Here is a 12,023-nt window from a genome sequence, read left to right on the forward strand (position 1 = left end):
GGCGCAACGTGTTGAACACGGCCCGATCACATCGCGAGGATGCGCCGCGCCGTTTGTTGCCCACTCGCCAGCGCCGCCTCGACCGTTCCCATGTCGCGTCCGCGATACAGCGCTTCGCCGGAGATCAGCACCCGTCCGCCATCCCGACGCGAAAGCGTATCCTGCGCCTCGTGGGATGTCAGCGTCGCATAGGAATAGGCCCCGCGCGCGAACGGATCCTTCGCCCAATCCGTGACATGCGACGCGACGAGCTGCTGCTTCAGCAAGCCCGCCGGCTGTACGAAGACGTCTGCGAGCGCCGAAAGCCCGTTTTCGATCAGCGCGGCCTCGTCGCACGCGGCGAAGGCGCCGGCCGGCGGCCCGGCGAGCCAGCCAGTCATCACCGCGTCATCGTTCGGATGCTGCGTCCACCACACCGGCACGTCGGCGTCGGACAGCACGAACAGCATGTCGGAAAGGTCCTCGGTCCGGGCCTCTCGCCACCAGCGACGCTCGAAGCGCAGCAGCAGCTTGATGACGTTGCCGAAGCCGATGGTTTCGGCTGCGGCCAATTGCGGGCGCATGGCCGGCGGCAGCGCGATGGTTCGCAGCAGCGGCAGCGGCACGGTCAGGATGACGAGATCGCCGCGCTGCGCACGGCCGTCAGCCAAGCGCACGACGACACCATCGTCGGAGCTCTCCACCGCGCGGACCACCGCCTCGAGCAGCATCGCCACGCCATGCGCCCGGCACTCCGCCAGGAGATGATCGAGCAGCGCCGCGTAGCCGCCGACGATGCGCGCCTGAGCGCCGCGGTCGCCGCCCATCCATTCGTCGCGCAGCGCGAACACGCTGGCACGACCGGGATCGGCCGCGTCATAGCCCTGCACCATCCCCAAGACCGACTTGCGCAGGGCGGCAAACTCCGCGCCGGCGAAATGCCGATCGAGCAGCGCCGTCACGGTCATATCCTCGTCGAGCTGACGCGCCACGCGGTGCAACTGGCGCATCTGCCGATCAGCGGGATCCTCGCGCGAGAACGCGCCATCCGTCACGTACCAGCGCGCGCCATCGACCGGCGTCGAGGTGAGCCCCGCCTCGGCCATCAGCGCGTGGGTGACGGGCGCCTCGCCATGGATGAATTCCGCACCTGCATCCGCGCGATATCCGAACCTGCTCGCGGGCAGCGGATGGATGCGCCCGCCGCAGCGATCGCGCGCCTCCAGCAGCGTCACCTGCTGGCCTGAGCGGGCCAGTTCGCGCGCCGCCATCAGGCCCGCGGCACCGGCCCCGACGATGATGATGTGCATTCGCCGCTCAGCCATGACTTGCCTGGGTCGGCAAGGCCGAGCCGTTGGTGATCTTGTAGCGCAGCCACAGCGCGCCGCCCTCCAGCGCCGTGCTGCTTTCGAGCGTCATGGCCGTGATCGGGGCACGCTCGCCGGACTCGGCTTCCGTCGAATCGAACACGCTGGGCGCCCCCTTGGCGCCATCCACCGCCGGACACAGAACGAGGTTGAACTCGTCGACCAGGCCCGCGCGAAGGAACGCGCCGTTGGCACCGCCACCGCCTTCGAGCAGCAGGCGTTTCACGCCGAGCTCCTGCGCGACGATCTCGAGCACGCGCGAAAGATCGAGCTTCGCCTGGCCGGCGAAGATGTACGACACGCCCTCGCCGCGCAGTCCCGAAAGATGCGCATCCGACACGGCCTCGGTCAGCACGACGACGATCGGATCGCCGCCGATGTCGGAGCGACCCCAGCAGATCTTGCCATGGGGATCGAGCACGATGCCGTAGGCCTTGGCATCGCGGCGCGCGATCCACTGAGTGCGCGGGAATCGCTCCGTCGTCTCGGCCGGATAGGCCGAGCCCTTGGCGAATTCCTGGCCGGTGACGCGGCCGATCAGCCAGGCGTCGCCGCCGAGCTTGTCATGCACCTGCTCGAACAGATCGCCCGATCCCTTCGGACGCCAGCGGCTCGGCAGGGTCCGGCCGTCGACGCTCGACGCCATCAGGCAGATGACTTCCGGTTTCATGCATCCTCCTTGTCGCCGCTGAACGGGGGTCACCGAATATCGCTCCGGCGGCGTTGTCAACGAAGTGGCGTGCGTTTCGTTCGATTGCGCCGGTGCGGCTCGCCTGCGCTGTCGTTGTTACCGCACCAATTCCTGCGCTAGTTTCGGCTGCAAACGGAGCCGATCATGGACGCTGCGCCGCGCAGACGAGACGCCATCGGTTTGCGCGGGGCAGCCCTGCTGGCCGCAGCGCTCGCCGGCCTCGCGCTCTGCGTCGCCGGGATCTGGCGCCTCGAAGCCGAGCGCGCGGGCATCACGATCACCCTGCTGCAGGCAGGCACCACCCCCATCACCGTCTATCGGCGCGACGACGCGGCTGCGTCGCCCGTGGTCGTCATTGCCCACGGCTTTGCGGGCTCACGCCAGTTCATGGAGGCCTATGCGCTGACATTGGCGCGCGCGGGCTATGTCGCGGTCTCGTTCGACTTCGAGGGGCATGGCCGCAATCCGACGCCGATGTCGGGCGACGTCACGCGCGTCGACGGCACGACGAAGAAGCTGATGCGCGAGATCGGCCGCGTCACCGACGCCGCGCTGTCCCTGCCGGGGAACGACGGCCAGGTCGCCCTGCTCGGACACTCGATGGCTTCCGACATCATCGTCCGCCAGGCGCTGGCCGATCCGCGTATCAGGGCGACGGTGGCGATCTCGATGTTTTCCGAGGCCGTCACGGCGAGCGCGCCGCGCAACTTGCTGATCATCACAGGCGAATGGGAGGCGGCCCTGCGCCGGGATGCGCTGCGCAACCTCCGGCTCGCCGATCCCGCCGCGCGCGAGGGCGACACCGTGGGCGATCCCGCCGCAAATGGCGGACGCCGCGCCGTCGTCGCGCCCGGAGTCGAACACGTTAGCGTGCTGTATTCGACGACCGCACTGCGCGAGGCGCGCGACTGGCTCGATCGGGCGTTCGGCCGCGCCAGCAGCGGCCCGGTCGCTTCGACTGGCGGTGCGGTCGCGCTGCTGCTCGCCGGCATCGTGCTGCTGGCGTGGCCCTTGGCCGAGCTGCTGCCGAAGGGTGATGCGCCGCCGCCGACAATTCCGCTGCGCAGTCTTGCGATCGCCACGCTGGTGCCGGCGGTGACGACACCGATCGTCCTGAGGTTCGTCGAGACCCGCTTCCTGCCCGTTCTGATCGCCGACTACCTCGCCGTACATCTCTTCGTGTACGGCACGCTGTCGCTCACGCTGCTACGCGCGCAGGGCGTTCACTTCGGCCGCGTGGCCTGGCTCGCGGCGCTGGCGCTGGCCGCCTACGGCATCTGCGGCTTCGGTGGCGCGCTCGACCGCTACGTCGCCTCGTTCATGCCGATCGCGGCGCGCCTGCCGATCATCGCCGCGATCGCAATGGGCGCGGTGCCCTACATGCTGGCGGACTGCATCGCCAACAGGGGCGGCCACGCCGCGCTGTGGCGCACCGTGTGGATCCGCACCGCCTTCCTGGCCTCGTTGGGCGGGGCAGTCGCGCTCGACCTCAAGCGGCTGTTCTTCCTGCTCATCATCATCCCCGTGATCGTGCTGTTCTTCATCGTGTTCGGACTGATCGGCGGCTGTGTCGGTCGCAGGACCTGCTCGCCGATGGCCGAAGGCCTCGGTCTCGGCCTGATCCTGGCGTGGTCGCTCGGGGTGTCGTTTCCGATGTTCCTGCCGGGCTAGCGTCCGTTTCCGACATGTGCGAACGAACGTGCTGTCCGACGATCCGAAACGCGGACATGAAGCACGCGCTCGTGCCGCGCCGTCGCCCCTCGCAGACCCGACATGCCTCGCCTACGATCCGATGGAGTCAGCATGGCAAAACACCGCATCTACACGACGAGCTTCGCGAGCGTGTACCGATTGTACGTCGCGAAGGCCGAGAAGAAGGGACGCACCAAGGCAGAGGTCGATCAGGTGATCTGCTGGCTGACGGGCTATGGCCAAAGCGAGCTTGAGATCCGGTTGGAGCGTCAGACGGACTTCGAGACCTTCTTCGCACAGGCGCCAGCGATGAATCCGGCGCGGACCCTGATCAAGGGCATGATCTGCGGCGTCCGCGTGGAGGATGTCGAGGAACCGACGATGCGGGAGATCCGCTACTTGGACAAGCTGGTCGATGAGCTGGCGCGGGGAAAGGCAATGGACAAGATCCTGCGCAAGGCCTGATCGTGTCTCGCGACCCGGTCTCCCTCAATCCTGCTCCTGCCCTGGCGCCGGTCGTAGCATGAAATGGCCGAAGGCGGTGGCGATCGGCTTCGTCGCATCGTCCTGCCAGGCGCGGGCCTCGAAGGCGACGACGCGGCGTCCCTGCTTGACGATCGACGCCGATGCGACGGTGTCGAGCGCGCGGCCCGACCTCAGATAGTTGATGGTGAGGCCGACCGGCTTCGGCGGCGCCGTGGCGCCGAGCTCGCGCATCACGGTGACGATCGCTGCGGTCTCGAGAAACGCACCGGTCATGCCGCCATGGATCGCAGGCAGCACGGGATTGCCGATGATCCGGCGCGAGAACGGCATCACCAGCGTGTCGTTCTCGGCGAAGCGGATGCCGAGGCAGCGCGCGAACGGACTGGTGGGAAACGGCCCCGCCGGATCGTCCGGGGCGTCGAGCGGCGGTGGCACGCCGTCGAAGGCCGCCCGGTCGGTCAGCATGTTGGTGCGGTTGGCGCCAATCATGAAGCAGGCGGTCGCGGTGGCGACCGGTGCGGTCTCCTCCTCCTGATAGGCGGTGGCGCGCACGAACGCGATCGAGCGCGTGACGCGGAAGCAGACCGCATGGGCCTTGATGTCGAGACCGGGGGTCGCCGGCTTCTGATAGTCGATGCGCAGATCGAGCGTGGCGATCGCCCGGCTGCCGTCGAGCGCAAGCTGCACCGCCATGCCGCAGCTCTCGTCGAGCATCGCGGTGACGACGCCGCCATGGATCACCCCGGTTTCGCTGTCACCGACGAACACGGGACGATAAGGCAGGGTCGACCAGGCTTCGCCGGGCGCGCAGCGATCCATCCTGAGCCCGCTGATATGGCCATAGACCGAGCGGCGCTGCCCGATGGCCTCGGCAAGCGCGTCGAATGCCGGCGGTGCGGCGGTGGGTGGAATGTCGGACATGCGCGATTTAGATCACGATCCCGAGGACGCACGAAGCCTTTTCCGACGGATCCGATCTGAGTGCCAACGATCCAGGCTAGGCCATCACCGTCCCTGCATCCGCACTCTTGAGCGCCGCCGGTCATGCTCACAACTCGAGGCTGCGAGAGCCCATTCCCGCAAAACTACGTGGATGAAATGTTCCGCTGGAGCGGCGCGCTTAGAACATTGGCAACCTTAATATGATCATAATTGTCTCCATCAAATCCCGGAGACCCGTCGATGCGCAGATCCACCAAGACGCCGGACGCCCCGCCGAGCAGCGGCACGGCCTCTCTACGAATTGTCCTGAGCCTGGCGCTCGCAGCCAGCGCCGGTGCGATGTGGTGGAGCAGCGGCGGCGCCAACAGCTTCTCCTTCGGCACCGGAGCGCCTTCGCTCGAGAGCCGCGTCGCCACGCTGACCTCGGAGCTGGCGCAGCTCAAGGCCGAGACCGCCCAGCTGCGCGACCGCCAGAGCGACACCTCCGGCGAGCTTCTGCAATTGCGCGCCAGCCTCACCACGGCCGAAACGGGCCTGGCCGTCTTGCGCACCGCCGCCGACGAGACCGAGGCGCGCCGCCGCGATACGGCCGACAAGATCGAATCCGATCTCGCGCTGCTGAAGCGCCAGACGATCCGCCTCCGCGGCGCCCAGGAAGATACGGCGACCGAGCTGAGCGGGCTGCGCACCGCGGCCGCGAACAGCGACATGACCATCGAGCAGCTCCGGACCTCCACCGGCGAGATGCGTCAGCAGTTGACGCGCATCGAGACCGCTCGCGAGGCGACCAGCTCGATCTCCCGCAGGCCTCACCGTGTCAGGCGCGTGGCGCGCGCGACCGAGGCGCAGCACGAGCCGCAGCCTTTCCTGATGCAGTGGCCCGGCGTCATCCCCGCAGGTCGCAACTGATTTGAAGCGCCATCCGGCCTGACCCGCGAATCGCGGTCAGGCATCAGCCCGGCTGGTCACCACCAGCCCGGCTGGTCACCACCAGCCCGGCTGCACCGGCCGGTAGTAGGTCGGAGGCGGACCGCGACGGCGCGGCGCCGCGACGGGCTGGCCATCCCAGCTGCGCTGGAAGAAGCTGCCGAAGCCGTCGTCATATTCGTCCCCGCTGGCGACGACGTCGACATTGGTCGTCGGCCGGCGCGTGATGAAGCCGCCCTGCGGCTGGTTGCTCAGCACCGCGACGAACTCGGTCCGATAATTGGTCTCGCTCGACAGCGGCTCGTCCGAGACGATGATCGAGGAGCGCGGCACGGCCGTCGGCGCGATCCGGTCGAGCACGTCCTTCGGAATGGTGATGCGGTCGAGCGCGTCCTTGGCGGTGTCGCCGTCGTCGATGGTCACCGCCGTCCAGCGCAGCTCCGCGCCGTTCTGCGCCACCGCGGTGAACACATGCGTTCCGATCGGCCGGTCGGGATCGCGGATGGTCACCGGCGCCTCGATCGAGGTGTCGAACACCTCGCCGCCGCCATCGGGGGCCGGCTTGTGCGTGTTGCGCCTGACATAGAGCATCTGCGTCGAACGGCTGATATAGACCGAGACCGGCTCGGTCGCGAGCCTGGCGTCCGTCGCAGCCTTGCTCGCATCGGACTTCCTGGCCGCCGCCGCCTTGGCGGCATCCTTGGTCGAGGTCGCCGCAGCGAGCTTCGCGGTCGCGTCCGACTTGGCGGCCTCGAGCTGCGCTGCCGCGTCGGTCGCCTTGGCGGCGGCCTTCTGCTCCGCATCCTCGGCCAGCGTCCTGGCCTGATCGGTCTTGGCGGCGGCCAACTTCCTGTCGGCGAATTTGAGCTCGGCCTCGGCGCGCGCCTTGGCCTGCTCCAGCTTGCGCAAGGACGCCTTCAGAGCCTTGGCCTCGCGCTCGGCCGCGGCAGCCGCCGCCTTGGCCTCGTCGGCGCTCCTGGCGGCGTCCTCGGCCTCGCGGCCGAGCGTCGCGGCCCGCGAGGGCACCGCGGCGAGCGCCTGCGCATTCGGCGCGAACAGGGCGGGATGGGAGAACTCGACGGGCGCCGGGTCACCCGGCGCGATGATCACCCGCATGCCGATCCAGGTCCGGTCGAACAGCTTCTCGGCAAAGCCGTAGGGCATGCGGACGCAGCCATGCGAGGCGGCATAGCCGGGCAGCGGCCCGCCATGCAGCGCCACCCCGTTCCAGGTGATGCGCTGCATGTTCGGCATCCAGGCATCGTCGTAAAGAGTCGAGTGGTGGTCCTTGTCCTTCTCGATGATGGCGAACACGCCGGCCGGCGTCTCGCGGCCCGAGACGCCGGTCGACACCGGTGCGCGCCAGATCCAGCCATCGGCGTCGTAGAACGTCACCTTCTGGGTCTTGATCGACACGATCGCCATGATCGGATCGCCATGCGCACGCGGCGCCGTCGCCTCGATCACCGGCGCCGGACGTGCCTGTCGCGCGCGGGCCTCGGAACCTTGCAGAGCCAGCACGGTGGCGGCCGCGACAGTCATCAGGACCGCTCCCCGACGCCGCATCGCTGCAAGGTTCTGAGCCGCCGTGGATCGTGTCACCATGCCCTATCCCAATTCGTTATTGCTGTTCCGCCGGCGCGATCGGCGCAGGACGATCTATACGCTCGATCATGTCTTGGGGTGAAGTGAGGCGAAGGCGCGTCCTCATGTCATCGGGCCCCCCTCGCCGCAATTGGGGCAGGATCGGGCAACGAATCGGACTCAAGGCGCGCCCTTCCGTCGCAAGCTCCCCCGAAGGCCCGCATTCCACCACCCTACCAGTTGCTCATCGCTTAACGCCGACCAGGGCGATCTGGTCCGTGGCTGGACTGGAGAACGGCGGGGCGCAGGCGCCGCGCGAGATCAATCTTAGAGCTGCTTCTCGAAGAACAGGTCCGGATAGGGATCGTCGTTGAAGCGGTCGATCTCCGTCCAGCCGGCGCGGCGATAGAGCTGGACGGCCTCGGCGAGCGCGCTGTTGGTGTCGAGGCGAAGAATGCTGATCGAGAGCGTGCGGGCAGCCTCTTCGGCCGCATCCATCAGGCGGCGGCCGAGGCCGAGGCCGCGCGCGGCGGGCGCGACCCAGAGCCGCTTGATCTCGGCGACATCGCCGCCGCTGCCCTTCAGCCCGACACAGCCGAGCGGCAGGCCGTCGGACAACGCCACGAAGAAAGCCCCGCGCGGCGCCATCATGTCCAAGGCATCGGGATCGCGCGACAGCGACACATCGAAGCCGCGTTCGAAGCGCCGCGACAGCTCGGCGTAGTACTCGCCGAGGCAGTAGCGCGACTGCTCGCCGCGCGGATCAACCTCGTCGATGGCGATGCGGCTGCGTCCCAGCGCGGCCGCGACCAGGTCCATCGCCGCCAAGAGCGCTTCGGGCTGCCCGTGACGCGCCAGCATCGATTCGGCCTGAGCGTTGGAGAGCGTCTCATAGGCCTCGAATTCGCGCCGCCCGGCGGCTGTGAGCCTGGCGATGCGGCGGCGCGCGTCGTCGGGATGCGGCCTGGTCATCACCAGCCCCTCCTCCTCCAGGCTGCGCAGCAGCCGGCTCATCAGCCCGGAATCGAGTGCGAGATAGTCGCGCAGCTCGGCCACGTCGCTGCGGCCATGACCGATTGCATTGAGCACGCGGGCCGCCCCGAGCGGCCGACCGCGCCCGAGGAACGAGGTGTCGAGCGCGCCGACCTCCGAGGTGACGGCGCGGTTGAAGCGGCGGACGCGGGAGATGGGGTCGAGCATAATGCCTGACTTAAGTCAGACATTTCCGTCTGTCAATTGTGCCCGTAGTCGAGTGCAGGCGGCCGCTCCAGCCTCTGTCGTCATTGCCTGCGCAAGCAGGGCATCCAGTACGCCGCAGCGTTTCGATTGATCACAACCGTCATGTCCAGTCCGTGGGTACCAAAAGCATCTCCAAGCAAAAAAGGGCGGCCCAGCCGCCGGCCGAAGCCGGTTGCCGGACCGCCAGGTTTTCCCCGGGAGGAACTCAGTTCAAAAGCTTGGCGACGTTGTCCTTGGTGACGAGGTCGAGGCCGGTGTAGATCACCTCCGGCACCTTCTCGCCCTTCTTGATCGCGAGCAGCGTGTCCATCGCCTTCTCGCCCATCTCGAACGGACGCTGGCCGGTCAGCGCGTTGGAATAGCCGTCGCGCAGCAGCTCGAGCTGCATCTTCAGCGTATCGGCAACGACCAGCGTCAGCTTGCCAGCGTCGATGTCCTTGCGGTTCTTGTTGACGAAGGCCTTGTAGCCCTCGGGCGCGAACATCGGCCAGCCGCCGATCGGCACGATGGCGCCGAGATCCGGCGTCGCGGTGCGCAGATCGGCCATCTGCTGCACGGCGAGCGCGGGATCGTCGTTGCAGAAGGTCGGCGAGCCCGCCACTTCCGTCCACTTCGAGCCCTTCAGCGCCTCGCGCACGCCGTCGACGCGCTCGGCAAGGTTCTTGGCGCCGGGACCGCCGGAGACGACGGCGTACTTGCCGCCCTCAGGCCGGAGCTCGCGGAGCTGCTTGCCGAGCGCGAGGCCGAAGTCCTTGTTGTTGGTACCGATATAGGCAATGCGCTTCGAGCCCGGCGCATCGGCGTCGAAGGTGATGACGGGAATGCCGGCCGCCGTCGCCGCCTCGATCGATTTCGTCATCGATGGAACGTCGGCGACCGAGATGGCGAGGCCGTCGACCTTCTGGGTGATGAAGTCCTGGATGATCTGCGCCTGCGTGGCCGGCTCGTGCTCGACCGGGCCCTTGTAGATGCACTCGACATTGCCGAGCTCCTTGGCGCGCTTCAGACAGCCGTCGCGCGCGACGTCGAAGAACGGATTGTTCATCGCCTTCGGCACGATGGCGAAGCGGTATTTGGTCTCGGCCTGCGCCGGGGCCATCAAAATCGCGAGCGATGCGACCGCATAGAGCAGCTTCTTCATGGGTTTCCCTCCTCCATGTCTATCCCTGATCATTGTCTGTTCCGGGTGAGGATAGACGCGATTGTCACCCCGGCCAGTATTCGTCACAGCAGGCGCGCGCGGATACGATCCACAAGCACGGCGGCGATGATGATCACGCCGACCAGGGTCTGCTGCCAGTAGGAGTTGACCTGCGCCAGCACCAGCCCGTTACGGATCACCTCAAGCAGGACGCAGCCGACGATGGCGCCGAGCGGACCGCCGAGACCACCGGCGAGGTTGGCGCCGCCGATCACGGCCGCGGCGATCACGTTGAGCTCGTAGGACGTCGCCATGTTCGCGGGCGCCGATCCGAGCCAGCCCGAGATGATGATGCCCTGCAGGCCGGCGGCAAGCGCGCCGATCACATAGACCTCGATCTTCACCCGGGGCACGGAGACGCCGGTGAGCTCCGCGGCTTTCTCGTTGCCGCCGATCGCGAACACGTGGCGGCCGAACGCGGTGTGGTGCAGCACCAGCGCCATCACCAGCGCCAGCACGATGAGATAGATGAAGGGCGCAGGCACGCCGTACACATCGCCCTGCGTCAGCGCATAGAAATAATCGGCGTCGGGGCCGCCGGGGAAGCTGCCCTTGCCGTTCGAGATCACGTAGCTGAGGCCGCGCACGATCGACAGCATGCCGAGCGTGGTCACAAACGGCGACAGCCCGAGCAAGGCGATGCAGACGCCGTTGATCAGGCCGACCACCAGCGAAACCGCCAGGCCTGCCAGCACCGAGACGATCAGGATCAGGCCGGGCACGTTCGCGACCACGGTCTTGCCGTCCGCGGCGAGATGCACGAATAGCGACGACAGCGGCATCCCCGGCGTCGATAGCGTCGTCATCACCATCGAGGTGATCATCGCCGCGAAACACATCATCGAGCCGACCGACAGGTCGATGCCGCCGGTAATGATGACGAAGGTGATGCCGAGCGTCGCGATGGCGATGAAGGAGAAGTTCTTGGCGACGTTCTGCAGATTGCCTTCGGTCAGAAAATAGGGACTGGCGAAGCTCATCACGATGATGAGGGCGATGAGCGCCAGCGTGACGTAGGCCGTCTGCGAGGCGAACACGCCGCGGTGCCACCATCTGATGACGCCCACATTGGTGAAGGTGACGTCGGTGCCGGCGGAGCTGGTCTCGGATGGAACGGACATCACGCCGCCTCCTTGGCGCCAGTGATCAGCGCGGTCACTTCCTCGGGGCTGGTCTCGCCTACCGGCTTGTCGGCCTTCTTTTCGCCGCGGCGCATCACCACGACGCGATCGCACACCGCGAAGATGTCAGGCATGCGGTGCGAGATCAGGATGACGGCGATACCCTGTTCCTTCAGGCGATGGATCAGGCTCAGCACCTGCTCGACCTGGCGCACCGAGATCGCCGCGGTCGGCTCGTCCATCATCACCAGTCTGGCGTTGGACAGCCGCGTGCGCGCGATCGCCACCGCCTGGCGCTGGCCGCCCGACATGTCCTTGACGAGATCGTGCGGCCGCGTCTCGGAGCGCAGCTCGCGAAACAGCTCCAGCGCGCGCGCCTCCATGCCCTTGTGGTCGAGCAGCGCCAGCGGGCCGAAATTGCGCTTCAGCTCGCGGCCGAGAAACACGTTGGCCGCTGCCGTGAGGTTGTTGGCGAGCGCCAGGTCCTGGTACACGACCTCGATGCCGACGCTGCGCGAATCCATCGGGCGATGGAAATGCACCTCGCGGCCGCCGAAATGGATCGTGCCCTGGCTCGGCGGAAAATTGCCGGCGATAATCCGCACCAGCGTGGACTTGCCGGCGCCGTTGTCGCCCATCAGGCCGACGACCTCGCCGGAGCCGATCGAAAGATCCACGCCCTGCAGCGCGCGGATCGCGCCGAACTGCTTGCCGATGCCCTTCAGCTCAAGGACCGGCTGCGCGGCGGTGCTCGTCACGGCGCGCTCAGCGTCATTCGTCATCGTGCGCAGGCT

General features: G+C 67.6%; 11 protein-coding genes. 3 read left to right on the top strand and 8 right to left on the bottom strand.

The genetic code is table 11. The features are described 5' to 3' along the window. Positions 1-26 precede the first annotated feature (26 nt). Together QW861_RS17925 and QW861_RS17930 are read right to left on the bottom strand one after the other, a co-directional pair. Positions 27-1,304 carry an NAD(P)/FAD-dependent oxidoreductase gene (locus tag QW861_RS17925; RefSeq protein WP_315751974.1) on the bottom strand — a complete coding sequence of 426 codons (1,278 nt, stop codon included), beginning with the start codon at positions 1,302-1,304 and terminating at the stop codon, positions 27-29. After that, a complete protein-coding gene (locus QW861_RS17930) occupies positions 1,297-2,016 on the bottom strand; it encodes a RibD family protein (RefSeq protein WP_315751975.1) in 720 nt (239 codons plus the stop codon). The genes QW861_RS17925 and QW861_RS17930 overlap by 8 nt, the downstream gene beginning before the upstream one ends. 165 nt (positions 2,017-2,181) lie before the next feature. On the opposite strand from QW861_RS17930, the gene QW861_RS17935 reads away from it, so the two are divergent. Together QW861_RS17935 and QW861_RS17940 are read left to right on the top strand one after the other, a co-directional pair. After that, positions 2,182-3,708 (top strand): alpha/beta hydrolase, encoded by a 1,527-nt coding sequence (locus QW861_RS17935; RefSeq protein ID WP_315751976.1) that lies wholly within the window; start codon positions 2,182-2,184, stop codon positions 3,706-3,708. 132 nt (positions 3,709-3,840) lie between these two features. Further along, positions 3,841-4,194 (top strand): DUF2200 domain-containing protein, encoded by a 354-nt coding sequence (locus tag QW861_RS17940; RefSeq protein ID WP_315715654.1) that lies wholly within the window; start codon positions 3,841-3,843, stop codon positions 4,192-4,194. A 24-nt stretch (positions 4,195-4,218) separates the two neighbouring features. On the opposite strand, the gene QW861_RS17945 is transcribed toward QW861_RS17940, so the two are convergent. Then, a complete protein-coding gene (locus tag QW861_RS17945; protein WP_315751977.1) occupies positions 4,219-5,136 on the bottom strand; it encodes a PaaI family thioesterase in 918 nt (305 codons plus the stop codon). Between the two features lie 261 nt (positions 5,137-5,397). Here QW861_RS17945 and QW861_RS17950 point away from each other — a divergent pair, with 261 nt between their 5' ends. Beyond that, positions 5,398-6,066 carry a hypothetical protein gene (locus QW861_RS17950; RefSeq protein ID WP_315751978.1) on the top strand — a complete coding sequence of 223 codons (669 nt, stop codon included), beginning with the start codon at positions 5,398-5,400 and terminating at the stop codon, positions 6,064-6,066. A gap of 75 nt (positions 6,067-6,141) precedes the next feature. On the opposite strand, the gene QW861_RS17955 is transcribed toward QW861_RS17950, so the two are convergent. The 5 genes from QW861_RS17955 to QW861_RS17975 form a co-directional block, all read right to left on the bottom strand. Further along, positions 6,142-7,689: a L,D-transpeptidase gene (locus QW861_RS17955; RefSeq protein WP_315751979.1), complete on the bottom strand. Its 1,548-nt coding sequence runs from the start codon at positions 7,687-7,689 to the stop codon at positions 6,142-6,144. A gap of 306 nt (positions 7,690-7,995) precedes the next feature. Then, positions 7,996-8,868, bottom strand: coding sequence for a helix-turn-helix domain-containing GNAT family N-acetyltransferase (locus tag QW861_RS17960; protein WP_315715649.1), 873 nt, complete (start codon positions 8,866-8,868; stop codon positions 7,996-7,998). Positions 8,869-9,112: 244 nt separating this feature from the next. Beyond that, on the bottom strand, positions 9,113-10,048 hold the full coding sequence (locus QW861_RS17965; RefSeq protein ID WP_315715648.1) for a sugar-binding protein: 936 nt from the start codon (positions 10,046-10,048) through the stop codon (positions 9,113-9,115). Between the two features lie 83 nt (positions 10,049-10,131). Next, the gene (locus tag QW861_RS17970) at positions 10,132-11,229 is read right to left on the bottom strand and encodes an ABC transporter permease (RefSeq protein WP_315751980.1); all 1,098 of its coding nucleotides are present in this window, start codon (positions 11,227-11,229) and stop codon (positions 10,132-10,134) included. Next, positions 11,229-12,011 carry an ATP-binding cassette domain-containing protein gene (locus QW861_RS17975; protein WP_315752141.1) on the bottom strand — a complete coding sequence of 261 codons (783 nt, stop codon included), beginning with the start codon at positions 12,009-12,011 and terminating at the stop codon, positions 11,229-11,231. Before QW861_RS17975 ends, QW861_RS17970 begins: the two co-directional genes overlap by 1 nt. Between the last annotated feature and the right edge of the window lie 12 nt (positions 12,012-12,023).

The organism is Bradyrhizobium sp. SZCCHNRI1029, from assembly GCF_032487555.1.
Classification (GTDB): Bacteria; Pseudomonadota; Alphaproteobacteria; order Rhizobiales; family Xanthobacteraceae; genus Bradyrhizobium.

Coding starts and splice junctions, on each gene's coding strand:
- QW861_RS17925 (WP_315751974.1), bottom strand. CDS start 1,304: ATGGCTGAGCGGCGAATGCACATCATCATCGTCGGGGCCGGTGCCGCG.
- QW861_RS17940 (WP_315715654.1), top strand. CDS start 3,841: ATGGCAAAACACCGCATCTACACGACGAGCTTCGCGAGCGTGTACCGA.
- QW861_RS17975 (WP_315752141.1), bottom strand. CDS start 12,011: ATGACGAATGACGCTGAGCGCGCCGTGACGAGCACCGCCGCGCAGCCG.
- QW861_RS17960 (WP_315715649.1), bottom strand. CDS start 8,868: ATGCTCGACCCCATCTCCCGCGTCCGCCGCTTCAACCGCGCCGTCACC.
- QW861_RS17965 (WP_315715648.1), bottom strand. CDS start 10,048: ATGAAGAAGCTGCTCTATGCGGTCGCATCGCTCGCGATTTTGATGGCC.
- QW861_RS17935 (WP_315751976.1), top strand. CDS start 2,182: ATGGACGCTGCGCCGCGCAGACGAGACGCCATCGGTTTGCGCGGGGCA.
- QW861_RS17930 (WP_315751975.1), bottom strand. CDS start 2,016: ATGAAACCGGAAGTCATCTGCCTGATGGCGTCGAGCGTCGACGGCCGG.
- QW861_RS17970 (WP_315751980.1), bottom strand. CDS start 11,229: ATGTCCGTTCCATCCGAGACCAGCTCCGCCGGCACCGACGTCACCTTC.
- QW861_RS17955 (WP_315751979.1), bottom strand. CDS start 7,689: ATGGTGACACGATCCACGGCGGCTCAGAACCTTGCAGCGATGCGGCGT.
- QW861_RS17950 (WP_315751978.1), top strand. CDS start 5,398: ATGCGCAGATCCACCAAGACGCCGGACGCCCCGCCGAGCAGCGGCACG.
- QW861_RS17945 (WP_315751977.1), bottom strand. CDS start 5,136: ATGTCCGACATTCCACCCACCGCCGCACCGCCGGCATTCGACGCGCTT.